Raw genomic sequence first — 25,150 nt, 5'->3', positions numbered from 1 at the left:
CCGTGTCCCGGACCAGCCGCCGTCTACGGCAACAGCTTCGGCTTCTTCTTCCCCGCCACGTCCTCCACCCATCCGCACAGCAGGACGAACACGGCGATCAGCACCCAGCCGATGCCGAACATGAACCACTGGCTCTCCAGCGGCAGGTACTTCTCGAACGCGGGGACGTTCCAGAACTGGTCGATCAGCGGGACGGCCAGGATCAGGGCGATCTCGTGCCACAGATAGATCGTCACCGCGCGCGAGTTGAAGATCGTGACGATCCGGTCGAGGCGACGGTGCCGCGTCAGGCCGGCGAAGTCGACCTTGAAGTACGCCTTCGCGTACAGCAGCAGCGTCACGAAGCCGGCGGAGAAGAACGCCTGGGCGAGGGGAATGTCGTCCAGGTCGTACGAACCGGTCTCCTCCTGGTGGGTGAAGGCGTACCAGGCGCCGAATCCGAGGGCCGCCAGGGAGAGGGCGGTGACGGCGAACGGCTTCAGCCGCTCCAGCACCCCCTCGCGGTGCGCGAAGCCGAGGATCCAGCAGAAGAGGAAGGTGGCCAGGTCGGTCAGGGCGCTGCCGAGGCGGTCGTCCGGGGGTTCCCACAGGAAGTGGAGAACCAGGATGGGGGCGAGGGAGGCGAACAGGACCGGGACGGGGGCCAGCCGGAACAGTCTCAGCAGGGGTGGGGAGAGCAGGACGAACCAGAGATACGTGCGCAGGTACCAGAGGATCTCCCACGCCTGCTCGCCCCAGGCGTTGCCCGGGGGGTCGCCCAGCGGGACGATCCAGAAGACGATCTGCCGGCCGGGCATCCAGTCGTGGATCAGCATGGCGACGACCACGAAGAAACCCCAGAACCAGAAGGGGGGCAGGAGTCGGCGGAGGCGGCTCCTGATCACCTTGAGTGCGGGGCGTTCCAGGGACTTCGCCATGAGGGTGCCGGCCAGGGCGAACATGATGCCCATCGAGGGGAACACCATGCCGGCCCAGGGCCAGCCGAAGGTGTGGTATGTGACGACTCGGATCAGGGCGAGGGCCCGCAGGGTGTCGAAGTACCGGTCGCGTCCGGGGGGTTTGGGCGCGGCCCCGGTGCTTTGCCGCACCTGGGCCTCGGTTCCGCAGGGCGATGGGGGTCCCCCCGCGGCAATAGCCGTTGCCCCGGTGGCAGCGGGAGCCGCCACCCCTCTCCGATGTGAACCCATCAGTTCGCCCCCGCCGGTGTGCCTACCTCGCCGGTGCGCTTGAGTTTCTGCCAGCGCAGGCGACCGCCCGTCAGGGCCGTGATGCAGGAGTGGATGAGGACGAGGTACATCATCTGGCGGTAGGCCAACTGCTGAAGCGGGAGCATCAGCAGGTAGCGGTACTTCTCCTTGTCGAGTTTGAACGCGTAGGCCGCGCAGACGAGTTGGACGCCCAGGACCGCGAACCAGGCCAGCAGGGACGCCTTGAAGTCGACGAAGATCATGGCGTAGACGGTGAAGACGTCGATGAGGGGCGCGAAGACCGGTGTGATGATCTGGAAGATGACGACGAGGGGCATGCCGACGCGGCCGAAGCGGCCGGACGGGCCCTTGTCCGTCAGTGACTTGCGGTGTTTCCAGAGGGCCTGCATCGTGCCGTAGGACCAGCGGTAGCGCTGGGACCACAGCTGCCTCAGGGAGCCCGGGGCCTCGGTCCAGGCGCGGGCGTGCTCCTGGTAGACGACGCGCCGGCCCGCGCGGTGCATGGCGATGGTGATGTCGGTGTCCTCGGCGAGGGTGTCCTCGCTCATGCCGCCGACCTCCAGCACGGCGTCGCGGCGGAACGCGCCGATCGCGCCGGGGATGGTCGGCATACAGCGCAGCAGGTCGTACATACGGCGGTCGAGGTTGAAGCCCATCACGTACTCGATGTGCTGCCAGGCGCCGATCACGGTGTTGCGGTTGCCGACCTTGGCGTTGCCGGCGACCGCGCCGACGCTCGGATCGGCGAAGGGCTGTACGAGCTTGGCGACGGTGTCGGGCTCGAAGACCGTGTCGCCGTCCATCATGATGACGATGTCGTGACTGGCGCTCCGCACACCGTTGTTGAGGGCGGCGGGCTTGCCGGCGTTCTCCTGGCGGATGACGCGGACGTTGTACATGCCGAGCTGCTCGGCCGCGGCGCGCGCGATCTCGGAGGTGCCGTCCGTCGACCCGTCGTCGACGACGATGATCTCGATCGGGTGGGTGCTCCGCGCCAGCGATTCGAGGGTGTTGGCGATGCACTCCTTCTCGTTGTACGCCGGGACGACCACGCTCACCGGCCCGGTGACCGGTGGCCCCCAGCTGAAACGGCGTTTGTTGCGCTCGCGGTAGTGGCGGCGGGCGAGGAACAGCATCATCCCGAAGCGGCCCATGACGGCGACGCCCACGACCATCAGGCCGACGGACAGCGTCGGTACGACGTACTCGGCGACGTACACGGCCGCGATGAGCGCCTTGCCCTCGCAGAGGGTGGCACCGGTGGCGGTGCGGTGCGCGGCCTGCGCGTCCGAAGTGCCGGGGGTGCCCTGGCCGCCCGCGGCCGGGCCGCCCTGCCCGTCGGCGCCGGGAGCGCCACTTGGGGCTCCGGCCTGCTGTCCGCCCTGCTGCCCGTTCGCGGCACCGGCATCGGCCCCGGCCCCGTCACCGTTGCCGTTCTCCGCGTCGTCCTTCTGGAGGGCGCCGCTGACCGTGGTGAAGGTGTACCCCTTGGCCTTCATCTTCTCGATGTACGTGCCGAGCGCCTTCACCGTCTGGGAGCGGTCGCCGCCCGCGTCGTGCATGAGGACCGAGGCTCTTTCGCTGTCCTCCGGCGTGGCCCACTTGATGATCTTCTTGACGCCGGGCTTCTTCCAGTCGTCGCTGTCGGTGTCGACGAAGACGCTGGTGTAGCCCTCCTCGCCGAGCTTCTGGTAGACGGGCCAGCTGTAGTTGTCGATGGCGTCCGTCTCGGAGGAGTAGGGGGCGCGGAAGAGAGTCGTCGTGATGCCGGCCGCGCCCGCGAGGGCGAGCTGCGTCTGGGTCATCTCGCGGGTGATACGGGCGTCGCTCTGGTACGACAGGTCGACGTGGGTGAAGGTGTGGATGCCGATCTCATGGCCCTGGTCGACCATGTCCTCGACGATGCTCGGGTAGCGGGACACCATCGAGCCGACCACGAAGAACGTCGCCGGGACGTCGTACTTCTCGAGGACGTCGAGGATCTTCGGGGTCCAGGTCGGGTTGGGGCCGTCGTCGAAGGTGAGCGCGATGGTCTTGTCCGGCACGGACTGGGTCTGGGCCGCGCCACCGCGGAAGGTCAGGATCGGTCCGCCTTCGAGGATGTCCTCGGGTACGTCACTGGAGCCGGCGCCGGTGCGCACGCGCTGGTCGCCGCCGACCTCGGCGCGCAGATAGCCGTCGAGCAGCATCACGCAGGTCAGTCCGAGCAGAAGCAGCAGGGCGAGGATCACCCGGGGTTTCTGCAGGGCGGCGGCCTTGCCGGTGGCGCGTTGGAGCTTGGAGGGGGCGCGTCGGCGGCCTCGGCGCGCGGGTGTCGTCGTGGTCATGGGGTGCTGCGCTCCCGTCAGTTGGCGGACGCGGACGGGGACGGTACGGCGGTGGGGGCGCCGGAGGGCGGGGTGCCGCCGGGGGCTCCGTCAGGGGCTCCGGACGGGATGCCCGAGGGGGCGACGCCACCCTGGGGCTGCGGGCCGTTGCCGCCGCCCGGCGCGCCGGCCTGTCGGCCGCCTCCGCCGAAGGGGAACAGCTCGGACGGGGACGCGGAGATGCCCCAGCCCATGAACGCCATGCCGAGTACGACGGCGTAACCGAGACAGACGACCCCCAGCAGCATGCCGAACCGGCGCAGCAGTCTGGCCCGGCGCCCGGAGTTGTCGACGAAGACGGGACCCTCTTCTTCCGCGGCCCCCTTGTCCTGCTTGCCCTGCTGGCGGCGGCTGCCGCGGGCCGGTGCCGAGGTGATCTCGTAGACGGCCTCATTCACGGCCTCATTCACGGCCTCGGACGCGACCACGGGGGCGAAGTTTTCGTTGGCGGACTCGGATTGCATGTCCCCGGATATTAGGCGGGCTTTATTTGGCCAATTCCCAGCTTCTCTTGTGAGAGACCCATGAGAAATCCCTTAACCTGTCCGTTTCCTTAGAGAATCTGTGAACGACTGCGAAGCCGTCGGGGTTTGCTTTTGAGGCGATACACCCCGCCCGAAAGCACCATTTGCCCGACTCGCACTTCCTTTGCCGGTCACCGTTTCGTGATCACCCTTCAGGTCTGCAATCTTCAAGAAGCACACATGAACCACAGCCGACTGTGATTCATTTTCCCCGTGAGTACCGTGAGGAATTCCCTGAAACCGGTCGCCGGACTGCTCTGTCTAATGGCCCTGACCTGCGCGGGCTGCACCTCGGACACCGCCGAGTCCGCGTCCACGCCCAGCGGTACGTCGACCACGTCGAGCGCGCCGAGCGCTCCCGCGACCGCCGAGGAGTCGACGACGGAGACGTCCACGGTCTACGCGCCCTATGTGAACGCCGACGACGCCTCCGACCTCGACGACGCGGGGTCGGCCGCCGCCTACAACCTGGCGTTCGTGATCGCCGACGGCGACGAGTGCACACCCGCGTGGAACGGGACCACCGCCATCGACGACTCGGCGGTGAAGTCCCGGATATCCGCGCTCACCGACTCCGGCGCGTCGGCACGGGTCTCCTTCGGCGGGGCCTCGGGAACGGAGCTGGCCCAGGCCTGCGACAGCGCTGACGCGCTCGCCGAGGCGTACGGCGCCGCGCTGGACGCGGCCGGCGCGACCGCCGCCGACTTCGACGTCGAGGGCGACGCGCTGGAGGACTCCGACTCCGTCGACCTGCGCTCCGAGGCGATCGCCCTGCTCCAGAAGGACCGGCCCGGCCTCTCCGTCTCCTTCACGCTCCCCGTGATGCCGGACGGACTCGACGACGCGGGCATCGCCCTGCTCGACTCCGCCAACAACGCGTCCGTTCAGGTCTCCACGGTCAACATCATGACCATGAACTACGCCAGTTCATACGACGGTGACATGGGCGACTACGCGGAGCAGGCGGCCGAGGCCGCGCATGAGCAGCTGATGGATGTGTTCGGCACATCCGACGCCACTGCGTGGCGCGCTCTCGCTCTCACCTCGATGCTCGGCGTCAATGACGTCGACAACGAGACGTTCACGTTGGAAGACGCGGCGCAGGTGCGGGAGTTCGCGGAGGAGAAGGGGGTCGGCTGGGTTTCTCTGTGGGCGACGTTCCGGGATCAGGAGTGTGGGGACGGGGCGAGTGATGAGTTGACCGACTGCAGCGGGGTTGAGCAGGAGGACGGAGCGTTCGGGGAGGCGTTTTCGGGGTGAGGATGAGACGAGTTCGGGATGAGCTCGGGGGCTTCTGTCGTACGCGATTCAATGCCGACGATGGACCAGGCGCCCCGCGCACACCGTCGCTATGCAGGTGCCGGAGTCGTCGAAGACGGCCAAGTCCGCGCGGCCGATGCCGATGATGGCTGCCGGGCGGCGGATGGGGGTGCCGCGTGGGACCACGATGACGTCGTTGCGGGCTGCGGCTGCCTGGAGTTCGGGCGTGTCCGCGTACTCCTCCAGGACCGCCGTCGCGCCGCGTTTCAGTACCTCGTGAACGCGCTCGCGCGGTGTCGGGGCGTCCGGGAGCGGGCCCAGGTGGAGAAGGGCGGGGCCGATGACGCCCGGCCAGCGTCGTACTCGGGCACCCGGAAATCTCTCCTGGACCTCGGTCAATGTGCCCGACCACACGGCACGGTCGCCCTCCACGGCGACGGCGCCGTCCTTCACCGGCTCCGTGTCGTCGTCCCACCCGTACCGCAGCTCGTCGGCGGCGTGAATCGTCAGCACGTCGAACCTAGTTGGCGCTCAGCAGCTTCAGCTCGGGGTGGGCCGTGCCGCCCTCGATCGCCGTGGACGAGATGTGGGACATGACGCGCTCGTCGACGGGGTCGTTCGCCGGGTCGTCGTGGACCACGATGTGCTCGTACGTCGTCGTCCGCTGGGCGGGGACGCGGCCCGCCTTCCTGATCAGGTCGATGATCTCCTGGCGGTTGGAGCGGTGCTTGGCGCCGGCGGAGGAGACGACGTTCTCCTCCAGCATGATCGAGCCGAGGTCGTCCGCGCCGTAGTGCAGGGAGAGCTGGCCGATCTCCTTGCCGGTGGTGAGCCAGGAGCCCTGGATGTGGGCGATGTTGTCCATGAAGAGCCGGGCGATGGCGATCATCCGCAGGTACTCGAAGATCGTGGCCTGCGTACGGCCCTTGAGGTGGTTGTTCTCGGGCTGGTAGGTGTACGGGATGAAGGCCCGGAAGCCACCCGTCCGGTCCTGTACGTCACGGATCATCCGCAGATGCTCGATGCGCTCGGCGTTCGTCTCGCCCGTGCCCATCAGCATCGTGGACGTGGACTCCACGCCCAGGTTGTGCGCGGTCTCCATGATCTCCAGCCAGCGCTCGCCGGACTCCTTGAGGGGCGCGATGGCCTTGCGGGGACGCTCGGGCAGCAGTTCGGCGCCGGCGCCGGCGAAGGAGTCGAGACCGGCGGCGTGGATGCGCTGGATCGCCTCCTCGACGCCGACCTTCGAGATCCGGGCCATGTGCTCGACCTCGGACGCGCCGAGGGAGTGGATGACCAACTGCGGGAACTCCTTCTTGATGGCGGCGAAGTGCTTCTCGTAGTACTCCACCCCGTAGTCCGGGTGGTGCCCGCCCTGGAACATGATCTGTGTGCCGCCCAGCTCGACAGTCTCCGCGCAGCGGCGCAGGATGTCGTCGAGGTCGCGCGTCCAGCCCTTGTCCTTGGCCGTCGGCGGGGCGTAGAACGCGCAGAACTTGCACGCCGTGACACAGACGTTCGTGTAGTTGATGTTCCGCTCGATGATGTACGTCGCGATGTGCTCCGTGCCCGCGTACCGGCGGCGGCGTACGGCGTCGGCGGCGGCGCCCAGCGCGTGCAGCGGCGCGTCACGGTAGAGGTCGAGCGCCTCCCCTGGCGTGATCCGCCCACCCTCGGCGGCACGGTCGAGAACGGACTGGAGGTCGGCCTTCTCGGTCACCGGCGGCGTCCCTTTCGTGCGGTTCGTAAGGGTTGGAGCAAGGGTTGAACGGACCAGCCCAGCCTACGCCAGGGGCCCGGATCACCCGACGTCAGCCCGTCCGCCTGTGGATAACTCCGCTCAGGCCGCGAACGCCTCCAGCAGCAGCCCCACGTACGCCCCGCCGATCATGAACGGGCCCAGCGCCACCAGTTGTCTGCGCGCAGCGCGGCCCCTGGCCGCCTGGACCAGCGTGTACACGCTGCCGATGAGCGCCCCGGCGAACGTGCCGACGTACAGCGCGCCCCAGCCGTACCAGCCGAGGGCGGCGCCGAGGCCCAGGGCCAGTTTCACGTCGCCGAAGCCGAGGGCCAGGGGGCGGATGAGGAAGAGGAGGAAGTACGCGCCACCGAGTACGAGCGCCCCGAACGCCGCCGTACGCCACTGGCCCGCGTGCTCGGGTACGAACGCCACCGCCCCCAGGAGTACGAGAGCCAGCGCCACGAACGGCAGGGTCAGCGGGTCCGGGAGGCGTTGGGCCTTGAGGTCCACCAGGGTGAGCAGCACACCGAGAGGGGCGAGGAGCAGCCAGACCGCCAGTTCGGGTCGGGTGCCGGTGGCGAGGGCGAGGGTGGCGCAGACCAGGGCGGTCACCAGGGCGACGGTGGGGGTGCTGGGGCCGTACACACAATCACGCAGGGGGGCGCCGTCCGCGCACCGCGCCCGCCCCAGCCAGCCGCCCCCGACGCCCGTGATCCGATGGCCGGCGGGGCACTCGTCCTGCCAGGGCTCCTCCTCGTCGACCGCGAAGCGGTACGCGGGCCTCGGCAGCAGCGCGCCCGCCGCCGCTCCCCACAGCGCGGCGGCCACGGTCAGCCCGATCAACCACAGGTCGAGATCCACCCGGCCACCCTACGAGCCCCGGGCCCGCCCGACTCCGCCCCTTCGCCCACTCTCCCTGTCACTCCCCCTGCCCCTGCCCCTGCCGCTTCGCCTACTTCACCTTCGCCATGCGAGCCGTCGGGTCGCCCGCGTCCGCGTTGTCGGAGGCGTACTCCAGTTCCTTGCCGACCGGGGTGAGGGTGATCTCATGCGTGTTCTTGACGCACGTACTGGGGTTGTTGTCCTTGTCGGGGATGCTGGTGGCGACGATCAACACCTCGCTGGCCTCCTTCAGGACCAGCTTGTCGTCGCAGGCGCCACCGAGCAGGTCCACCGAGCGGAAGGTGCCCAACTTCTCGCCCACCGCGGCCTGTTCCAGAGTCACCGTGAAGGTCCCGGCCGGGAGCTTGCCGCCGAGCGCGTAGCCGTCGCCCTCCCAGGTGCCGAGGAACTTCTCGGGTACCACGCCCGCGGGCAGTTGCTCGCCCTGGCCCGCGCTCTCGCCCCCCTGGTCCCCGCGCGGGTCCTCGCTGGTCGGGAGGGCGCTCGGTGACACCACGGGCGGCCCCGCGTCATTGCTGGTGTCGTCCGAGTCCCGCAGCATCCCGAACATGAACACCGACCCCACGCTCACGGCCGCGAACGCCCCCGCGACGGCCAGCGCGACCGTGCAACTCACCTTCCGGCCGCGTCCGTTCGCCTCGGTCGTGGACGTCGCGGCCACGCTCAGCGACACCTTGCCCGCCGGCGACGGTCGTACGGTGTCCGCCGTCGCGACATCGGCGCGCTGCCCGGGCACATGGGTGACAGGCTGCTCCGGCGACATGACGGGCGGCGGCCCGAACACCCCACCGGCGGCAGGAACCTCGGCCCCCGCGGGCGCGGCGGGAACCGCCACGGCGCCCCCCGCCGAAGGGACCACAGCCTCCCCGACAGCCTCCCCGGCTGAAGGCACCGCAGGCACCGCCCCGGACTCCCCCACCGAAGGCCTGCTGAACTCCACCGGACCCGAAGCCGGTGTCCCCTCTCCGTCGTCCACCGCCTCCAGGTTGAGCAGTTGCACCGCGCTCCGCCCCACCTGTTCCACCAGCGGACCCGGCAGCCACCCCGCCGTCACCAGCCGGGCGGCGCCCGCGGGGGCCAGGGCACGGGCGACCTCGTCCGGGGTCGGACGGGCGGCGGCGTCCTTCATGAGACAACGCTCGACGAGTTCGCGGAGGTCGCCCTCCATGTCCCCGAGTTGGGGCTCCTCGTGGACGACCTTGTAGAGGAGCGCGGCGGAGGAGTCGCCGGGGAAGGGCGACTCGCCGGTCGCGGCGTAGGCGAGGACCGCGCCCAGGGAGAAGACGTCGGCCGCGCCGGTGACGCCCTTGCCGAGGATCTGCTCGGGGGACATGTAGCCGGGGGAACCGATGGAGACGCCGGTCGAGGTGAGGGACGCCGTGCCGTCCGTGGCGCGGGCGATGCCGAAGTCGATCAGAAGCGGGCCGTCGACAGTCAACAGCACGTTCGAGGGCTTCACATCCCGGTGGACGAGGCCCAGCGCGTGCACGGCGGACAGCGCCTCGGCGAGGCCGGCGCCCAGCACCCGTACGGTGTGCGGAGGCAGCGGGCCGCCGTCCGAGACGGCCGCGGCGAGCGAGGGCCCGGCCGCGTACCCGGTCGCCACCCATGGCACGGACGCCTCGGGGTCCGCGTCGAGGACGGGCGCGGTCCAGGCGCCGCCCACCCGCCGGGCGGCCTCCACCTCACGCCGGAAGCGGGCGCGGAACTCCTCGTCCAGCGCGAAGTGCGGGTGCACGACCTTGACCGCGACGGTACGGCCGCCCGCGCTGCGCCCCAGATAGACCCGGCCCATCCCGCCGGACCCGAGCCGGCCGAGCAGCCGGTAGGGCCCCACGACCGTGGGTTCGCCCACGTCGAGCGGCTTCATGGTGCCCACCCCTCCCCCGTACTCTCCGCGCTCCCCACCACTCCCCAGCAGCGTAGTCCCGTACGCCCGAAAGGGAATGCGAACAGTGACCGCCTCTCCCACAGAACCCGGAATTCGTCAAACGAATTTTCAGGAACGTGCGGGAACCTCCTGAAGAAGTGTGCGGGAAGAAATGGTCAGGAACTGGCCCGTTCAGGAACAGGACCGGCCGTTTCAGGAACCGGTCAGGAAAGGAGATCGACCTTCACATCCGCCGGAAATCCGGTCGTCGGTCCGACGCGGCGCGCGAACTCGGCGACCGCGGCGAGCTGGGGCCCGCCGAAACGGAAGTCGAGGGTGGTGAAGTACTGCCGCAGGACCCGTTCGTCGTACGCCTCCCAGCGGGCCGCCTGCTCGACGACCTTGTCGACCTCGGCGAGGGAGAGATCGCGGGAGGACAGGAACGCTTCGTGGACCCCGCGAGTGACCTCGGGCTCGCGCTCCAGGTAGTCCCGGCGCGCCGCCCACACCGCGAAGACGAACGGCAGCCCGGTCCACGCCTTCCACATGGCGCCGAGGTCGTGCACCTGAAGCCCGAACTTCGGCCCGTCGAGCAGATTGGCCCGCAGCGCCGCGTCACCGATGAGGATGGCCGCCTCCGCCTCCTGCATCATCACCGACAGATCGGGCGGGCAGGTGTAGTACGACGGCCGCACCCCCACGCTCTCGGCCAGCAGCAGTTGGGCCAGGCGCACGGAGGTGCGTGAGGTGGAGCCGAGGGCGACGCGTGCGCCGTCCAGGCGTTCGAGTGGCACCTGGGACACGATGACGCAGGACATCACCGGCCCGTCGCAGCCGACCGCGATGTCGGGGAAGGCGACCAACTCGTCGGCGTGTCGGAGGAACTCGACGAGCGTGATGGGCCCGATGTCGAGGTCCCCGCGCACCAGCCGCTCGCTGAGCTTCTCCGGGGTGTCCTTGGTCAGCTCGAAGTCGAGCAGCGTGCCCGTTCTCGCGAGCCCCCAGTACAGGGGCAGGCAGTTCAGGAACTGGATGTGGCCTACGCGCGGCCGGGTGCGAGAATTGTCCACATCGCGAGACTAGACCTCATGGAGTACGGTCCAGGGTCCGGGGTCGCGGGCCGGTTCCCCCGGGGGGTTCCGGGCCCGGTCCATGAGGTGCCGCACGGACGGTCGTCAATCCGGCGCAGCGGCCACTCAAACATCCGGGTGACGTGATCTTGACCTCTATTGCTTTTGGCTGCCCGCGTGCTAGGCTCGCCGCAAGTTGCAGTTTGGTTTCCCTTGCAGTACAGAGCCTGCGGAGCATGTAACCGCGGGCTCTCGTCGTTTTCAGACGTATGCAGTTGTGCGGCATCTTGTTTTCACACTTGCAGGGTTCTGGAGCAGGGCAACCCTTTGGGCCCAAGGAGGGCTTATGGCTACCGGAACCGTGAAGTGGTTCAACGCCGAAAAGGGCTTTGGCTTCATCGCCCAGGAAGGCGGCGGCCCCGACGTCTTCGTTCACTACTCCGCCATCAACGCGAGCGGCTTCCGTTCGCTGGAGGAGAACCAGCAGGTCTCCTTCGACGTGACCCAGGGCCCGAAGGGCCCGCAGGCGGAGAACGTCACCCCCGTCTGATCTGAGGGATGCCCCTCTGACGACGTCTGAGAGCAGTACCCAAGGAGTCCCGCGCCTCATGGCAACGGGACTCCTGCCTTTTTCCGGGCGTTTTTCCCGGACCTCTTTTCCCCGGCCCTGTTTCTCCCAGCCCTGTTTCTCCCAGCCCTGTTTCTCCCAGCCCTGTTTCTCCCGGCCCTCTTTTCCCGACCTGCCCTACACGTGCTGCATGACCAGCACGAACGCCGTCCCCGGTGCCAACGCCTCGTACGAGTGCGGTACGTCGCCCCGGAACGCGAGGTAGTCCCCCGGCCCGAGCTCGACCTCCTCACCCCGCGGCCCCGCCTTCACCCGTCCCGTGCTCACGATCAGATGCTCGACCGTGCCCGGGATGTGCGGATCGGACGCCCGTACGGACCCCGGTTCCAGCTGGGTGCGGTAGATGTCCCGCCGGGCGCCGGGCGGGCTGGCGGAGAGCAGGACGGCGGTGTAGCTGGACTGCTCGGAGTGGACGGTGGGCCCCTCGCCCGCCCGGAGCACCTGCACCGCCGGAGCCGGCGCCTCGATCAACGCGCTGAACGGCACCCCGAGCGCCACGCCCAGAGCCCACAGCGTCTCCATGCTCGGATTGCCGCTCGCCGCTTCCAGCTGCGACAGCGTGGACTTGGCGATCCCGGCCCGTTTGGCCAGCTCGGAGAGGGAGAGACCGGCACGGGTGCGTTCCCGCCGCAGGGAGGCGGCGATCCAGTCGAGGGGGAGACGGGACGGCGGCTTGGCACCCCCGAGGTTGGTCCCGCCCGTCCCTCCGGTCGCTCCGGTCGCTCCGGTCGCTGCGTCGGACATGTCGTTCTCTCCATCAGTACGATCGTTCGCCTTGACGAACACGGCATCCACTGTCCACTGTAGAGAACATGCGTACGGCAGAGCGAACGTCTCGCTTCCTGAACCACCCGGAGCTGGTCCGGGACGTCTCCCTCGTCTGTCTCGCCGGCGGTGTCGTCGGCGTCTCGTTCGGCGCGATCTCGGTGGCGGGCGGGCTGCCGGTGTGGGTGCCGGTGGTGATGTCGCTCGTGGTGTACGCGGGGGCGGCGCAGTTCAGCGCGGTGGGGATTCTGCTGGCCGGAGGCGGGCCCTTCGCGGCGGCGGCCACCGGACTGCTGCTCAACACCCGTACGGCGGCGTTCAGTCTGGCGGTCGCGGATGTGCTGGGGCGGGGTCGGGTCGCCCGGTTCCTCGGCGCGCACCTCGTCACCGACGAGACCGTGGCCTTCACCCTCGCCCAGCCCGATCCGGTACGGCGCCGGATCGCGTTCTGGGTCTCGGGGCTGGGCCTCTTCACCGTCTGGAACGTGTGCGTCCTGGCCGGCGCCCTCGCCGGTTCCGCACTGGGCGACACCACCACGTACGGCCTCGACGCCGCCTTCCCCGCCGTACTCGCCGCGTTGGTCCTCCCCACCCTGCGCGAGCAACCACCCTTACGCCGGGCCGCGTTGCTCGGGGCGGCGGTGGCCGTGGCGGCGACTCCGGTGACGCCGACGGGAGTTCCCGTGCTGCTCGCCCTGGTCGGGCTGGTCGTATGGCGGGCTTCCGCCGACGGGCGGGCGTCCATGGCCGGGGGCTCGTCATGAGTCCGGTCGTCGCCGCGATGCTCGTGCTCGCCGTGGGGACGTACGCCTTCCGGCTCACCGGACCCGTGCTGCACGGGCGGGTCGAGATCCCCGTACGGGTACGGGAGTTGCTGGCGGCCGGAGCCGTGGTGCTGTTGGTGGCGCTGCTGGCCACGGGCGCGCTGACCGAGGCCGGTGGCTTCGCCGGATGGGCGCGGCCCGCCGGGGTACTGGTGGGCGGGGTGCTGGCGTGGCGGAGGGCGCCGTTCGTGGTGGTGGTGCTGGGGGCGGCGGTCACCACGGCGGTGCTGCGGGCGGTGGGGGTCGCCTAGTCGCCCCCGCCGGACAGAGCCGGTTGTTCAGTCGCCCTTCGTGTAGGTCAGGCGCTCCACCGTGCCGGGTGGGAAGTCGTTGTCGATCTTCTTGCCGTTGACGACGAGTTGGACGGCGCCGGCGTCGCCGAGGACCAGGCTGATCGACTCCTTGTCGGTGAAGGACTTGGTCTCGCCCTCGTTGAGCAGTCCGTCGTAGAGGAGTTCGCCGGTGGAGTCCTTGGCCGAGACCCAGCTTCGGCCACCCTGGGCGGTGATCCGAACCGTGACCGCGTCCTTGGTCTCGCCTCCGCCCTCGGTTGTGCCGGTGCCCCCGCTACCAGTGGGGTCGCTGCCAGTGGTCTCACTGCCGGTGGGGTCGCTGCCGGTTGACTCATCGTCGGTGGAGCCGGGTGGCGCGCTGGCCGACGAGGTCAGCGGGGATTTCGACTCGGCGGACGAGGGTGTCCCGCCGTCCTCGTCCCGGTTCGTCAGGTACACCGCGCCGCCGACGAGTGCGCCCGCGATGGCCACGGCCACGAGCGCCATGGAGATGCCGCGGGCCCGCGTACGGCCGTCCGGAGTCGGACGGTGGCCCACGAGCAAGGTCGACTCGTCCTCGGGAACGGCGGAAGTGGAGGCGGTGGGCGGGTACGGGGGCGAGTCCGGTGGCAGCAGGTTCAGGAGGGTGTCGGGGGTGGGGCGGTCGGCCGGGTTCTTGGAGAGGCAGGCGGCGACCAGGGGGCGCAGTGGCTCCGGTACGGCGGACAGGTCCGCGGGCTCGTGCACCGACCGGTACATCAGCCCCATGGGCGTACCGCCGCCGAACGCGCTGCCGCCAGCCGCCGAGACGAGGACCGCGCCGAGCGCGAACACATCGGCGGCACCGGTGACTTCGAGGCCCTGCGCCTGTTCGGGGGCCAGATAGCCCGGGGTGCCGAAGGCCGCTCCGGTGGAGGTCAGCCGGGTGGACTCGACGGCCCGCGCGATGCCGAAGTCGAGGACCCGGGGACCGTCCTCGGCCATGATGATGTTGCCGGGTTTCAGATCGCGGTGGACGAGCCCGCAGGCGTGGATGGCCTGCAGTGCCTCCGCCAGGGCGGCGCCCAGCAGCCGCAGCCGGTGCTCGTCCATCGGGCCCTGCTCCGTGAGCAGTTCCGACAGAGTGGGGCCGGGAATGTACGCCGTGGCCAGCCAGGGCGCCTCCGCGTCCGGGTCGGCGTCCACGACCGGGGCCGTGTGGAAGCCGCCGACCTTGCGCGCGGCCTCGACCTCGGCCCGGAACCGGGCGCGGAAGTGCCGGTCGGCTGCCAGTTCGGCGTGGGCCACCTTGACGGCCACCGCACGTCCACCGCGCGACCGGGCCAGATAGACAGTGCCCATCCCGCCCGCGCCGAGTCGCCGTTCCACGGCATAGGCACCGATACGCTGCGGCAGTTCCGCCCCCGACTCCATTCCCATCTACTGCCCGCCTCCCCCGTTGCGACACCGCGCACCATTATGAGGACGCAGGGTGACAGCCGCGGCCCTCAAAGGGGCGCGGGGAACGGCGCGATCAACCACAACGGACCCGCAGGAGTCGACCGGCCCTCCAGCGGAGCGCCTACGTCCCCTTGGCGACCAGTTCCTCCAACACCCGTCGCACCGGGATGCCCGACCCCAGGTCCGGTTCGAGCCCTTTGGCCTTCAGGAGGGCGGTGAGGGAGGCCTGGACGACCTCGGCGCCTTCGGGGGCCACGCGTTTGGAGACCTCCAGCCACTGCAGGGGGTCGTCGTCATCGCCGTCGGCAGCCAAGCCGCAGCGTTCCAGCGTGACTTCGTGATGGTCGAGCCGTATGCCGCGCCAGCGGATCGTGTGGACGGGGCCGAGGACGGACAGGGAGCCGAAGCCCACTGCGGTGTCGGCGCAGTCGGCGAGGAAGGCCCGTTGGTGGTCGGAGAAGACCGAGGCGAGGGGCTCGGCGCCGGTGGCCGCCGCTTCGACCGCCGTACGGCCGCAGTCGGAGACGAGGGCGGCCGACAGGACCCGGCGGTCGCCCGACCAAACGTTTGTCAGACATAAAGAGTCCGGTCCCTGCTCACGGAAGCGCAGCCATCGTTCCGAGAGCCGGGACCGGCGACAGGGCCGCAGCTCCGCCGTCGCGGCCCCGCCCCGCCCGCTCCCCGCCCGTAGGCGCAGGATCAACCCCGCATCCAGTAGCGGCAGTTGACCTGGCGCCGTGGAGCGGGCGAGGGCCTCACAGAAGTAGACGCGGCGCCGGGCTCCCCCGGTGTCCGGCGCCAGCGCCCGGGTCGCGGCGGCTGCGCCCGCACCCGAGAACGTCACCTTGATCTCGACCGAGTCGAGCCGGTCGGATCCTGAGGTGAGATCCCCGCGTCCCACGGATGCCGGCATGAGCCGTCCCCCTAGTTCCGCGACCTGGTTCATTCCCCGTTTTCCCCTGCGTTTTCCGGGGGCGTGCCGTTGGGCTCGTTCCCCGGGTTCCGTGGTGCGCTGTTCCCCTTGCTCGGTGCGCCGTTCCCCTTGTTCCCCTTGCCTCTCTGTTCCGCGATGGTTCCGCGTTCCCCCGGTTGGTTCCGCGTTCCCCCGTCGGTTCCGCGTTCCCCCGTCGGTTCCGCGTTCCCCCGTTCCGCGAAGGTTCCGCGAGACCATTGAAGGCCCGGACGGTCCCCTGCCGCTTCCGGGAAGTCCCTATATCGCCCCCGACGACACCCCGACAGCACCCCGACATCTCCCCATAACTCCCTCGGCGTTCGACCTTCTTGACCCGCTCTCCTCGGGGCATGATGGACAGGCGGGGCGGATACGGACGGGTACCAGGGGGTGGCGCATTGTTACGGGCACTCGTCGGCCGGGAGAGGGAACGCCGGCTGATGGACGACCTGCTCGTGGCGGGTGGGGCCGGCGGGGCGGCCCTGCTGCTGTGGGGCGAGCCCGGCATCGGCAAGACGGCCCTGCTGGACTACGCGGCGCAGCGGGCGGCGGCCGGAACGTCGGGCGCGGCCCCGGCAACGGTCCTGCGCGCCAGGGGCATCGAGACCGAGACCGTGCTGCCGTTCGCCACCCTGGGCGACCTCCTCATGCCCTATTCGTCCCTTTTCAGGGAACTCCCCGGAGCCCAGCGCGCGGCCCTGGAGTCCTGCCTCGCCCTGAGCGGCGACTCGGCCGACCCGCCCGGAAACCCGTACGCCGCCTGCATGGGCGCCCTGAACGTCCTCGCCGCGCTCGGCGACGAACGCCCCGTCGTCGTCCTGGTCGACGACCTGCACTGGGTGGACCCCTCCTCCCAGCGCGTCCTGCTCTTCGTCGCCCGCCGACTGTCCAGCGAGCGCGTCGCCCTCGCCCTGGGTTCCCGAGAGGACCACGGCGAGTCGGGGCCGCGCCGCAGCATTCCGACGGTGCAGTTGGGCGGATTGGCGCCGGAGGAGTGCGCGGAACTGCTGGCGACGACACGGGCACTGGGCGGCGCGGGCCGGACGAGCGGCGCGGGCGACGCGGGCAGCGCGACCAACAGAGGCGCCGGCCCTGGCACGGACACGGGCACCAACACCGGCACCGGCACCGGCACCGGCACCGGCACGAACAGCGGCGTGGACGGCGCGGACAGTCCGAACGGCGGCAGCCGAACCGTCGCCCCCGGCGTCCTCGCCGACCTCGTACGGATCAGCGGCGGCAACCCCCTCGCGCTGCGCGAGATCGCGAACGGACTGACGGACGAACAGGCGCGCGGCGAGCGCCCGTTGCTGGACCCACCCTCCCTCGGCAGCCATCTGGAGCGCGCCTGGGCGGCCCGTATCGACGGCCTCCCCGACCCCGCCCGCCGGGCCCTGGTCGTACTGGCCGCCAGCCGCTCGACGGCGGCGGGCCCGCTGCGGAAGGCGTTGGAGGCGGCCGGGCTGTCGCTGGACGCGCTCTCCCCGGCCGAGGAGGACGGCCTGATCACGGCCACCGCCGACGGGCTCGACTTCCACCACCCGGTGCTGCGCGCCCTGGTGCTGGGTCGGGCGCCCATCGCCCACCGTTTCGCGGCGTTCCACGCGCTCGCCGAGGTGAGTACGGGCCCGCTGCACGCCTGGTACCGGGCGTCGGCGACCCCCGGCCCGGACGAGGAGGCCGCGGCGGCGCTCGCGGAGGCCGCCCTGGAGGCCCGTAGGCGAAGCGCCTTCGGCGAGTCGGCGCTCGCCTGGCGGCGGGCCGCCGAACTCACCCCCGACGCGGCCCCCCGCGCCGACCGCCTCCTCAACGCCGCCTCCGACGCCCTGCTCAGCGGCTCCCCGGCGGGCCCGCAGTGGTGCGAGGAGGCGCTGCGGATCACCCCGGACCCGGCGATGCGCGCCGCCATCCAGGGCCTGCTGGGCCGGATGTACACCTGGAAGGGCGAGACGGCGCAGGCGTACGGCCTCCTCACGAACGCCGCCGGTGCCGTACGCGGCACCGACCCCACCCGCGCCTGTCTGCTCCTGGCGGAGGCGACGGCCGCCGCGCGCCTGGACGGCCATGTCCCGGCGGCGGTGCGCGTGGCCGAGCAGTCCCTGGCCCTCGCCACCGACACCGGCCCCGAACGCTGGTACAGCCTCACCCTCCTCGGCGCGGCCCTCGCCATGGCCGGCCGTACCGCCGAGGGCCGCGAGATGCTGGAGGCCGCCGACCGGCACGGCACCGGCGGCGACCCCGTCCGCGACCAGCAGGTCTACGCGATCGCCGGCCAGGCCTGGAGCCGGATGGAGGAGTTCGCCCGGGGCCGCCACCTGCTCAACACGGCGGTCGAGTCGGCGCGGCGGCACAGCGCGGTGGGCGTACTGGGCTTCACGCTGGCCGTACGGGGCGAGCTGGAGACCCGTATCGGCCAATGGGCGTCCGCGCGCGGGGACTTGACGGAGGCGTTGCGCTGGGCGGAGGAGCTCGGCCAGCTGACCTGCGTGAGTTACGCCCTGTACTGCCTGGCCCGGCTGGAGGCCCTGCGCGGCGACCGCGTCGAGTGCGAGGAGCATGTGGCGCGGGCGCGGCGGGAGTGCGGGGCGTACGGGATCGGCTGCCAGGAGTTCCATATGACGGCCGTACTGGGCCTGTCGGCACTCACGTACGGCGACCACGACGCGGCGGCCGACCAGCTGGAACAGACGCTGTCGCTGGCGATCGAACAGGGGATCGGGAACCCGGAGGTGGTCCCGTTCGCGGCGGACCTGGCCGAGGCGCATGTACGGGCCGGGAACGCGGCGCGGGCGGGCGAGGTGGTGACCTGGCTGGAGGAACGGGCCCGGGAGACGGGCCTCGCGTCGGCGGAGGCCTCGGCGGCTCGGGTCCGGGGCCTGCTGGCCGGGACACCGGAGGAGGCGGAGGCGTACTTCGGCGCCGCGCTCAAGGCCCACCAGCGGACGACGGGCCCCTTCGACTGGGCCCGCACGCTGCTGTGCGAGGCGGAGGTCCTACGGCGCTACCGCCGCCCGGGGGCCGCGCGAGCCCCGTTGGCCTCCGCCCTGGCCTGCTTCGAACGGCTCGGCGCCGTGCCGTGGGCCCGCCGGGCGGCGAGCGAACTGGCCGCCGCCGGGGGGATGGTGAGCACGGCGGCCGGTCACTCCGTGGTGGGCGGGACGGGCAGGAGCGGCCGTATGGGCGGCATGCTCGACCAGCTGACACCCCAGGAGTTCCAGGTGTCCCGGGCGATCGCGCGCGGCCTCAACAACACGGAGGCGGCGGCCTCGCTGTTCGTGTCCCGGAAGACGGTGGAGGCCCATCTGACGCGTATCTACCGGAAGTTGCACGTCCGGTCGCGGACGGACCTGACACGGTTGCTCACGGCGGCGGACCTGGTTGATTGAGTACGGGTACTCATGTGGGCGGTGGCCGGCGGCGGCATGGTGAGTGCATGAGACCGACATTCCTTCCGAAATCCTTCCTGGTGAAGTCCGTGCTGGCGGCCACGCTCGGCTGCGCCGTCCTCACCACCTATGGCGCTCAGAGCGCCGCCGCCGACGACGCGGAGACACGGTTCCTTCAGATGACGGCCAGCATCACGGACTACTGCACTCCGGTCCCGCCCACTGGCATCGACGGCGTCAGCGGCGACGCGTCCGTATCCGAGTCCGGGTCCGGGTCCGGGTCCGAGGGCATCGACTCCACCCAGCCCGTCTCCGTCGAGGAGGTGCCGCTGACCGCCGTCGAGCAGTGCGCCGGCGACGAGCACGCGCAGCGCATCGCGGAGGCGTTCCGCGGCACGGGGGCGAGCAGCTACGAGGCGCTGCGGGAGAAGCTGACGGCCCTGGACTACCCCGTGTCCCGGATCTACTCGATGCCCGACCGCGCGGGGGCGCCCCGGGCAAGGATCGACCTGCGTGTGTCGGGCGGCGACCACCTGGCCTTGGAGGTCACCGGCTTCCACACCATGGTGATGGTCGAGGCGTTCGGGGCTCCGGAGGGCGTGAGCGTGACCGACGTACGGCTGCAGCTGCAGCTGGACGTGCCCACGTGCTGCTGAAGCCGCGGCTGGACGCGCCCACGTCCTGACAGCCGTACGCGCCCCCGGCCCGACCCGGCCGGGGGCGTTCAGCCGACCAGGCGGACCTTGGTGCGGGCCCCGGTCTTCTTGGGCCTCTCGGCCGCCGGGGCCTGTGCCTGGGCCTTCTTTCCGCCCAGGCTCTTCAGGGCGAGGACCGTTCCGGCCGTGATCAGCGTGCCGACGGCGACGGCGGCGACCAGGAGCAGCGGCCTGCCGAACTGCCCCACGGTCAGCAGACCGCCGTACGGGAACGCGGTGGTGCCGCCGAGGGCCACGGTCAGGGCGCCGGTGACGGCACCGCCCGCCATGGTCGCGGGCAGGACGCGCAGCGGACCGCCGATCGCGTAGGGGATCGCGCCCTCGGGGACGGAGGCGGCGCCGAGCAGCCAGGCGACCTTGCCGTACTCCCGCTCGGCCGGGGTGAACCGGCTGCGACGCACCGCGGTGGCGAGGCTCAGCCCGAGCGCCGGGACCATGCCGGCCGCCACCACCGCCGCCATGATGGTCATGTTGAGGGTGCTGGGGTGGGCCGTACCGACGCCCACGACGCCGAAGCCGAGGGCGGTCCTGCCGAGGGCCCCGCCCAGGTCCGAGCAGGTGAGCAGGCCGAGGACCAGGCCGAGCAGCACGGAGTCATGGAACTCCAGCCGGGTCAGCGGACCGTTCAACCAGTCCTGGAACGAGCCGAGTTGCTCGCCGACGAAGCCGATCATCACGTATCCGGCGAACGCCGCGGCGGCCAGCGGTACGAGGAGGCCGGTCACCACGGTGCGCAGGGCGGACGGTACGGGCACGCAGCGACAGCACCGGACGGGCTCCGTCGGACACCCCGAGCGCGGAGTGCGCGGTGGCGACGGCGGCGAGTTGCCGCAGCTCCGTCTGGCTCGGGGCGTCCGCGGACGGGCCGGAAGCCGCCGCGGACGCCGTCCCCGACATCAACGGCACCGCGATCACGGTGGCCCCCGCGAGCAGCGTCCCTATGAGGTGCTGCGCCCTCGTCCTCTTTCCCATGTCCGTCCTTTCGACGCGGGTGGGTGACTGGTTCCCGGGCATCACAAGGGACGAAGGTCGCAACGGCGTTACAACGACCGCGCAACGGGAGCACAGGCGCGGGGCGCGTCGCGTTGACGGGGGCACAGTCGCGGGACGCGTCGCGTTGACGGGGGCACAGTCGCGGGGCCGTCACGCCAAGGGCGGCGGCTCCGGCCGGGTGTCCAGCTCGGCCCAGACGGTCTTGCCCGGGTCGCGGTCCTCGACGCCCCACCTGTCGGCCAGCGCCTCGACGATCAGCAGCCCGCGCCCCGACTCGGCGTCGGGCTCCGGCCGCCGCGTTCTCGGCCGCCGCTTCTCGCACGCGTCGGCCACCTCGATACGTACGGTGCCGGTCGCCCACACGAGCTTCAGCAGAAAGCTGTGCCCGTAGACGTACCCGTGCGTGGCGGCGTTCGTCACCAGCTCGGCGACGACCTGTACGGCGTTGTCGTACACGTCGCTGCCGCGGGGGACGCCCCAGTCGTGCAGCCGCCGGGCAACGGCCCTTCGGGCGAGTCTGGCGCCTCGGCGGCTGGGGGTGAAGAGTTGCTTGAACTCACCGAGGACCGTGGGGGTTTTGGTGGGGGTTTCCGAATTCATGTCACTCAGCGTGGTCGTCCGGTTCTAGTCTGACCAGGTACGACGGCGGGACGCTATGTAGCCGTATGGATGCGGTGCGCCAAGTGTCGGTTCGTCGGGCGTGACCACGACCAGGTGAGGGCGGTGCGGTTGATGACTGACGGGCAGGAGCGGGAGCGGCGGCCGGAGACTCCGGCCGAGGCCGACGGTACGACGGGGTTGTTCACGGCGGTCGGGAAACTGCTGAAGTTGCTGCGGGAACGGGCCGGGCTCACACAGAAGGAACTGGGCGAGGCGGTCGGGTACGGTCCCGACGCCATCAGCGCGATGGAGCGAGGGGTACGGGTCTCGCGGCCCGAGGTGCTGGAGAAGGCGGACGAACTTCTCGACGCCGGGGGCCTGTTGAAGGCGATGATCCCGGAGATCAAGGAGGGGATGAAGAAGGCGCGGACGCGGCATCCGGAGTGGTATCGGGATTACGCCGGGTTGGAGGCGGAGGCATTGGAGTTGCACCACTACAGCAACCAGGTGGTGCAAGGGCTCCTCCAGACCGAGGACTACGCGCGGGCCGTGTTCACCCAACGGCGTCCGTTCCTCAGCGAGGAGACGATCGAGAGGCGGGTCGCCGACAGGCTCTCCCGGCAGCAGGTCTTCGAGCGTTGGCCTCCGCCTGCCGTCAGCTACGTGCTTGAGGAGGTCATCCTGGACCGGCCGATCGGCGGACGGGCTGTCTTCGCAGAGCAGTTGCGGCATCTTCTGCGCATCGGAAGCATGCGGAACGTCGAAATTCAGGTTATGCCGACGTGCCGCGAGGAACATCCCAACCTGGGCGGTGCGTTCAACCTGCTGACACCCAAGGGGCATGCACAGGTGGCGTACACGGAGGCCCAGGGCTTTCCCCGTTTGATCACCGACCGGGAGGACGTCCGCAAGATCGCCGACCGCTATGGGATCATGCGCGCGATGGCCCTCAACCCCACGGAATCCCGGGCCCTGATCGAGAACAAGCTGGGGGAGCTGTGAGCACCGAGAAACTCAACTGGTTCAAGTCCAGCCACAGCAGTGGGGCAGGCGGCGAATGCCTCGAAGCCGCCTACACCTGGCGCAAGTCGTCGCACAGCGACGGCGAGGGTGGCGACTGCGTAGAGATATCCATCCGCCCCCACACCATCCACATCCGCGACTCCAAGAACCCCACCGGCCCCCACCTCACCCTCTCCCCCACCACCTGGTTGGCCTTCCTCTCAGGGGAGTTGGCTCGCACACGTTAGGGGCTCGCACGGTATGAACACGGTTCGTCGCCCGCAGACGACCGACAAGAAACCCGGCCCCGTGGCCTACGGCTGCGCGCTGATCGTCATGGTGGGGATCGCCGCCGCCGTCATCACCCCCGTCGTGTGGTTCTTCATGAAGGTGTACGACAGGGCGTCCACGGACGACCCGCCGCCCTTCAAGGCCGACCAGGTCGAACAGGTGACGAAGAGACCGACGACGTTCGACGACAGCGTCAGCCCGTACGACCACGAACGTCCGCAAGGCGAGAACGAGCCCCTTGGCCTGAACCGCGTCAAGGACGACATCTACCGGAACTTCTTCCCCAAGCTGGGGGACGCCGACGCGAAGGTGGCCATCGACTGCGGCGACGCCAAGCTGGAGGACGGCGACTTCGAATGCGTCGCGAGCCACGATGACGTCAAGGTCACTTACTGGGTCGTCATTTCGGGGCTCCGGCTTCCCCAGGCTCCCCTGTTGCCGGGTGGCTCCACCGGCCTGGCGACCTGGGAGCAGGACGTGATCCCCAGGAAGGCGCCCCTCTTCCGGGACGCGGTGCATACACGGATCTGGGAACAGGCCCAGAGCCACAAGGAGGAGGCCACCGGCGTCGCGTGCGACCGCATGCCGGAGGTCTCCCTGCTCGCCCCCGGAACCGTCACCAAGTACCGCTGCTACTTCAAATACAAGCTCGGCCTGAATCGCGAATGGGTCACCTATCGGGTCGCCCTGAACAAATCCGGGGACGTCTCTCTCAGCCTCGTGTACGACGACGAAGCGGAGTAAGGCCCTGCCCCGACTCTTCAGGCAAGGTGGTCGGCGATCGGGGCCAACGCCTCGGCGTTCGGCGGCGCGGCCGATTCCGGGGCGGCGACGGTCTGCCGCACGTACTGCGTCCCGATGTGCTCGACGTTCCCGATGTACGTGACCGGACTGTTGTCCCCCGTCGTGGCGGCGTGCACATCCCGCCCGGCCCCGATCGCGCCCTCGCCCCCGACGTCCACACGTTTTCCGTCCCGCCCCATGTCCAGGACGGTAACTCAACGGCGTCTCTTGGGCCTTGTGCCGACGGCACTCAACAGCCGAGCCGGCCGTCGTCGTTACCCCGCCTCGCCCGGCCAGGTCCTCGCGTGCGCCTCGAAGACCTCCGGCGGACTGTGCACCGGCACGACGCACACCAGGTGACCGCCGGGGGCGCGGAGTACGCGGCACTCCAGCCACTGGGCTATCTGCTCGGCGCCCAGGGCGAGGAGGCGGGCCGTCTCGGCCTCCACGTCGTCCGTCTCGATGTCGACGTGGATTCGGGGCGCGTCGTCGACGGCCTGGACGATGGTGGTCAGGCCGGGCAGGGCGTCGTGCAGGATGGTGAACTGCGGTTCGGAGGGCACCGGCTTCGCGGGTGCGCCGAGAGCCGCGGACCAGAAGGAGGCGGCCTGGGCGGCCTCGGCCTCGGGGGTGTCCAGGATGACGGCGTAAAGACGGCTTCTGTGCGTGTGGGCACGGTAACGGGCGCCCTCACGGTCGGGTGCGCGGTGGCTCAGTCCCACCAGAAGAACCAGGTCCGTGTCGGAACCTGGCGGGAGGCGACCTCGGGCAGTCCGCCGATGACCTGGTCGAGGTCGGGGCAGTAGGCGTAGTGCTCGATCGCGGCCCGTGCCGTCTCGAGCGGGTCCGACGGGGGGTGTTCGACCGAGAGAAGCACCTCGTGGCTGTCCAGGTAGCAGATCTCCGCGCCGTACCGGTCGTGCCACTCCCGCAGGACGTTCGCGTGGTCCCGGTAGGAGAGCGATTCCCGGCCGGGGAACGGCGTGTGGTTCGGCGTGTCCGGTGCGTCCAGGAGTTCCGGGAGGCCGAGCGGGTCCTCGGTGGGGACGAGGCAGATCCACTCGGGGGGCGCCGCGAAGAAGGTGGCGAGGCGTGATTCCGCGGAGCGTGGCGGCAACGCCTCGACGGCCGGGACGGCGCCGGTGAGGCGCAGGGCCAGGTCGTCGAGGTCGCGCACGGGGGCCGGGTGTTCTTGGGGCGGGTTGAACTCGTCCGCTTCCCTGAGGAGTTTGTCCCTCTGCAGTTCCGTCAGCCTGTCGATGCACGACTGCCGGTGCTTCTCGTCGTGGCTGTCGCCGGGTACGTCCGCCCACTCCCACTCGGTCGGTGAGGTGTGGGTGACGAACGGCCACAGCCCCGTCGTCGCGTATCGCTCACGGGCGCGTCGCCATACGTCGAGCGCCGCGTCCGGGTCGCTGCGGAAGCCGAGGAGGACGCCCCCTCTCGGGGTTCGGACCCGATGTACGTCCTCCGCGCGCACGCCCAGTTCGGCCGCGAGCGTGTCCATGGGGTCGCCGCTCATCGTTCTTCCGTTTCCCTCGTGTTGCCACGCGTTT

25 protein-coding genes are annotated in these 25,150 nt (G+C 70.4%); 9 read left to right on the top strand and 16 right to left on the bottom strand.

Annotated elements, in window-relative coordinates; genetic code table 11:
• Window positions 1-23 precede the first annotated feature (23 nt).
• The 3 genes from STRIP9103_RS42755 to STRIP9103_RS52595 all read right to left on the bottom strand — a co-directional run bounded on the left by STRIP9103_RS42755 (window position 24) and on the right by STRIP9103_RS52595 (window position 4,038).
• Window positions 24-1,088: an acyltransferase family protein gene (locus tag STRIP9103_RS42755; protein ID WP_009340593.1), complete on the bottom strand. Its 1,065-nt coding sequence runs from the start codon at window positions 1,086-1,088 to the stop codon at window positions 24-26.
• Between the two features lie 98 nt (window positions 1,089-1,186).
• Window positions 1,187-3,535, bottom strand: coding sequence for a bifunctional polysaccharide deacetylase/glycosyltransferase family 2 protein (locus STRIP9103_RS42750; RefSeq protein WP_009340624.1), 2,349 nt, complete (start codon window positions 3,533-3,535; stop codon window positions 1,187-1,189).
• A gap of 17 nt (window positions 3,536-3,552) precedes the next feature.
• Complete coding sequence (locus STRIP9103_RS52595; RefSeq protein ID WP_234022438.1) at window positions 3,553-4,038, bottom strand: hypothetical protein; 486 nt, start codon at window positions 4,036-4,038, stop codon at window positions 3,553-3,555.
• A gap of 282 nt (window positions 4,039-4,320) precedes the next feature.
• Between STRIP9103_RS52595 and STRIP9103_RS42740 the strand changes: the two genes are divergently transcribed.
• Window positions 4,321-5,358: a chitinase gene (locus STRIP9103_RS42740; RefSeq protein ID WP_100244137.1), complete on the top strand. Its 1,038-nt coding sequence runs from the start codon at window positions 4,321-4,323 to the stop codon at window positions 5,356-5,358.
• A gap of 48 nt (window positions 5,359-5,406) precedes the next feature.
• On the opposite strand, the gene STRIP9103_RS42735 is transcribed toward STRIP9103_RS42740, so the two are convergent.
• The 5 genes from STRIP9103_RS42735 to STRIP9103_RS42715 form a co-directional block, all read right to left on the bottom strand.
• A complete protein-coding gene (locus STRIP9103_RS42735; protein WP_009340583.1) occupies window positions 5,407-5,871 on the bottom strand; it encodes a hypothetical protein in 465 nt (154 codons plus the stop codon).
• Window positions 5,872-5,878: 7 nt separating this feature from the next.
• A complete protein-coding gene (gene mqnC / locus STRIP9103_RS42730) occupies window positions 5,879-7,078 on the bottom strand; it encodes a cyclic dehypoxanthinyl futalosine synthase (RefSeq protein ID WP_009340621.1) in 1,200 nt (399 codons plus the stop codon).
• A 120-nt stretch (window positions 7,079-7,198) separates the two neighbouring features.
• Window positions 7,199-7,960, bottom strand: coding sequence for a prepilin peptidase (locus STRIP9103_RS42725; protein WP_009340610.1), 762 nt, complete (start codon window positions 7,958-7,960; stop codon window positions 7,199-7,201).
• Window positions 7,961-8,051: 91 nt separating this feature from the next.
• Window positions 8,052-9,872, bottom strand: a complete 1,821-nt coding sequence (locus tag STRIP9103_RS42720; protein WP_009340620.1) for a serine/threonine-protein kinase — start codon at window positions 9,870-9,872, stop codon at window positions 8,052-8,054.
• A gap of 224 nt (window positions 9,873-10,096) precedes the next feature.
• The gene (locus STRIP9103_RS42715) at window positions 10,097-10,942 is read right to left on the bottom strand and encodes a menaquinone biosynthetic enzyme MqnA/MqnD family protein (protein WP_009340615.1); all 846 of its coding nucleotides are present in this window, start codon (window positions 10,940-10,942) and stop codon (window positions 10,097-10,099) included.
• A gap of 346 nt (window positions 10,943-11,288) precedes the next feature.
• Between STRIP9103_RS42715 and STRIP9103_RS42710 the strand changes: the two genes are divergently transcribed.
• Window positions 11,289-11,492, top strand: coding sequence for a cold-shock protein (locus STRIP9103_RS42710; protein ID WP_003992177.1), 204 nt, complete (start codon window positions 11,289-11,291; stop codon window positions 11,490-11,492).
• A 195-nt stretch (window positions 11,493-11,687) separates the two neighbouring features.
• Here the strand turns inward: STRIP9103_RS42710 and STRIP9103_RS42705 are convergent, their stop codons facing one another.
• On the bottom strand, window positions 11,688-12,314 hold the full coding sequence (locus STRIP9103_RS42705; protein WP_078614242.1) for a helix-turn-helix domain-containing protein: 627 nt from the start codon (window positions 12,312-12,314) through the stop codon (window positions 11,688-11,690).
• Between the two features lie 68 nt (window positions 12,315-12,382).
• Between STRIP9103_RS42705 and STRIP9103_RS42700 the strand changes: the two genes are divergently transcribed.
• Together STRIP9103_RS42700 and STRIP9103_RS42695 are read left to right on the top strand one after the other, a co-directional pair.
• Complete coding sequence (locus STRIP9103_RS42700) at window positions 12,383-13,099, top strand: AzlC family ABC transporter permease (protein ID WP_009340585.1); 717 nt, start codon at window positions 12,383-12,385, stop codon at window positions 13,097-13,099.
• Window positions 13,096-13,410: an AzlD domain-containing protein gene (locus STRIP9103_RS42695; RefSeq protein WP_009340586.1), complete on the top strand. Its 315-nt coding sequence runs from the start codon at window positions 13,096-13,098 to the stop codon at window positions 13,408-13,410. The genes STRIP9103_RS42700 and STRIP9103_RS42695 overlap by 4 nt, the downstream gene beginning before the upstream one ends.
• A gap of 27 nt (window positions 13,411-13,437) precedes the next feature.
• Here the strand turns inward: STRIP9103_RS42695 and STRIP9103_RS47980 are convergent, their stop codons facing one another.
• Window positions 13,438-14,850, bottom strand: a complete 1,413-nt coding sequence (locus tag STRIP9103_RS47980; protein WP_078614241.1) for a RodZ domain-containing protein — start codon at window positions 14,848-14,850, stop codon at window positions 13,438-13,440.
• Window positions 14,851-14,992: 142 nt separating this feature from the next.
• Window positions 14,993-15,784, bottom strand: coding sequence for a hypothetical protein (locus tag STRIP9103_RS42685; protein ID WP_009340612.1), 792 nt, complete (start codon window positions 15,782-15,784; stop codon window positions 14,993-14,995).
• Window positions 15,785-16,263: 479 nt separating this feature from the next.
• On the opposite strand from STRIP9103_RS42685, the gene STRIP9103_RS42680 reads away from it, so the two are divergent.
• Together STRIP9103_RS42680 and STRIP9103_RS42675 are read left to right on the top strand one after the other, a co-directional pair.
• Window positions 16,264-19,209 carry a helix-turn-helix transcriptional regulator gene (locus tag STRIP9103_RS42680; protein ID WP_048822092.1) on the top strand — a complete coding sequence of 982 codons (2,946 nt, stop codon included), beginning with the start codon at window positions 16,264-16,266 and terminating at the stop codon, window positions 19,207-19,209.
• 47 nt (window positions 19,210-19,256) lie between these two features.
• Window positions 19,257-19,865: a hypothetical protein gene (locus STRIP9103_RS42675; RefSeq protein ID WP_063747374.1), complete on the top strand. Its 609-nt coding sequence runs from the start codon at window positions 19,257-19,259 to the stop codon at window positions 19,863-19,865.
• Between the two features lie 68 nt (window positions 19,866-19,933).
• Here the strand turns inward: STRIP9103_RS42675 and STRIP9103_RS42670 are convergent, their stop codons facing one another.
• On the bottom strand, window positions 19,934-20,680 hold the full coding sequence (locus STRIP9103_RS42670) for a putative membrane protein (protein WP_009340588.1): 747 nt from the start codon (window positions 20,678-20,680) through the stop codon (window positions 19,934-19,936).
• Between the two features lie 388 nt (window positions 20,681-21,068).
• On the bottom strand, window positions 21,069-21,518 hold the full coding sequence (locus STRIP9103_RS42665) for an ATP-binding protein (protein WP_009340595.1): 450 nt from the start codon (window positions 21,516-21,518) through the stop codon (window positions 21,069-21,071).
• A gap of 132 nt (window positions 21,519-21,650) precedes the next feature.
• Between STRIP9103_RS42665 and STRIP9103_RS42660 the strand changes: the two genes are divergently transcribed.
• From STRIP9103_RS42660 to STRIP9103_RS42650, 3 genes are read left to right on the top strand one after another with little or no spacing between them, the layout of a single operon-like run.
• On the top strand, window positions 21,651-22,520 hold the full coding sequence (locus STRIP9103_RS42660; protein WP_048822096.1) for a helix-turn-helix domain-containing protein: 870 nt from the start codon (window positions 21,651-21,653) through the stop codon (window positions 22,518-22,520).
• Entirely contained in the window at window positions 22,517-22,768 is a 252-nt protein-coding gene (locus STRIP9103_RS42655) for a DUF397 domain-containing protein (RefSeq protein ID WP_009340626.1), read from the top strand. The genes STRIP9103_RS42660 and STRIP9103_RS42655 overlap by 4 nt, the downstream gene beginning before the upstream one ends.
• 13 nt (window positions 22,769-22,781) lie before the next feature.
• A complete protein-coding gene (locus STRIP9103_RS42650) occupies window positions 22,782-23,555 on the top strand; it encodes a hypothetical protein (protein WP_009340628.1) in 774 nt (257 codons plus the stop codon).
• Between the two features lie 17 nt (window positions 23,556-23,572).
• Here the strand turns inward: STRIP9103_RS42650 and STRIP9103_RS42645 are convergent, their stop codons facing one another.
• The 3 genes from STRIP9103_RS42645 to STRIP9103_RS42635 form a co-directional block, all read right to left on the bottom strand.
• Complete coding sequence (locus STRIP9103_RS42645) at window positions 23,573-23,794, bottom strand: hypothetical protein (protein WP_141585438.1); 222 nt, start codon at window positions 23,792-23,794, stop codon at window positions 23,573-23,575.
• 75 nt (window positions 23,795-23,869) lie between these two features.
• A complete protein-coding gene (locus tag STRIP9103_RS42640) occupies window positions 23,870-24,316 on the bottom strand; it encodes a VOC family protein (protein ID WP_009340597.1) in 447 nt (148 codons plus the stop codon).
• On the bottom strand, window positions 24,307-25,116 hold the full coding sequence (locus STRIP9103_RS42635; protein ID WP_100244134.1) for a DUF4253 domain-containing protein: 810 nt from the start codon (window positions 25,114-25,116) through the stop codon (window positions 24,307-24,309). Before STRIP9103_RS42635 ends, STRIP9103_RS42640 begins: the two co-directional genes overlap by 10 nt.
• Between the last annotated feature and the right edge of the window lie 34 nt (window positions 25,117-25,150).

Origin of the sequence: Streptomyces ipomoeae 91-03, assembly GCF_000317595.1 — a bacterium.
GTDB lineage: Bacteria > Actinomycetota > Actinomycetes > Streptomycetales > Streptomycetaceae > Streptomyces > Streptomyces ipomoeae.
Note: the sequence above shows the minus strand (reverse complement) of the source record. Positions and strands in the feature narration are given on the sequence as shown.

Bases quoted from the DNA above. Each gene is read 5' to 3' on its own strand.
- STRIP9103_RS42750 (WP_009340624.1), bottom strand. From the start codon at position 3,535: ATGACCACGACGACACCCGCGCGCCGAGGCCGCCGACGCGCCCCCTCC.
- STRIP9103_RS52595 (WP_234022438.1), bottom strand. From the start codon at position 4,038: ATGCAATCCGAGTCCGCCAACGAAAACTTCGCCCCCGTGGTCGCGTCC.
- STRIP9103_RS42720 (WP_009340620.1), bottom strand. From the start codon at position 9,872: ATGAAGCCGCTCGACGTGGGCGAACCCACGGTCGTGGGGCCCTACCGG.
- STRIP9103_RS42710 (WP_003992177.1), top strand. From the start codon at position 11,289: ATGGCTACCGGAACCGTGAAGTGGTTCAACGCCGAAAAGGGCTTTGGC.
- STRIP9103_RS42705 (WP_078614242.1), bottom strand. From the start codon at position 12,314: ATGTCCGACGCAGCGACCGGAGCGACCGGAGCGACCGGAGGGACGGGC.
- STRIP9103_RS42700 (WP_009340585.1), top strand. From the start codon at position 12,383: ATGCGTACGGCAGAGCGAACGTCTCGCTTCCTGAACCACCCGGAGCTG.
- STRIP9103_RS42695 (WP_009340586.1), top strand. From the start codon at position 13,096: ATGAGTCCGGTCGTCGCCGCGATGCTCGTGCTCGCCGTGGGGACGTAC.
- STRIP9103_RS47980 (WP_078614241.1), bottom strand. From the start codon at position 14,850: ATGGGAATGGAGTCGGGGGCGGAACTGCCGCAGCGTATCGGTGCCTAT.
- STRIP9103_RS42685 (WP_009340612.1), bottom strand. From the start codon at position 15,784: ATGCCGGCATCCGTGGGACGCGGGGATCTCACCTCAGGATCCGACCGG.
- STRIP9103_RS42680 (WP_048822092.1), top strand. From the start codon at position 16,264: ATGGACGACCTGCTCGTGGCGGGTGGGGCCGGCGGGGCGGCCCTGCTG.
- STRIP9103_RS42675 (WP_063747374.1), top strand. From the start codon at position 19,257: ATGAGACCGACATTCCTTCCGAAATCCTTCCTGGTGAAGTCCGTGCTG.
- STRIP9103_RS42665 (WP_009340595.1), bottom strand. From the start codon at position 21,518: ATGAATTCGGAAACCCCCACCAAAACCCCCACGGTCCTCGGTGAGTTC.
- STRIP9103_RS42660 (WP_048822096.1), top strand. From the start codon at position 21,651: ATGACTGACGGGCAGGAGCGGGAGCGGCGGCCGGAGACTCCGGCCGAG.
- STRIP9103_RS42650 (WP_009340628.1), top strand. From the start codon at position 22,782: ATGAACACGGTTCGTCGCCCGCAGACGACCGACAAGAAACCCGGCCCC.
- STRIP9103_RS42645 (WP_141585438.1), bottom strand. From the start codon at position 23,794: ATGGGGCGGGACGGAAAACGTGTGGACGTCGGGGGCGAGGGCGCGATC.
- STRIP9103_RS42635 (WP_100244134.1), bottom strand. From the start codon at position 25,116: ATGAGCGGCGACCCCATGGACACGCTCGCGGCCGAACTGGGCGTGCGC.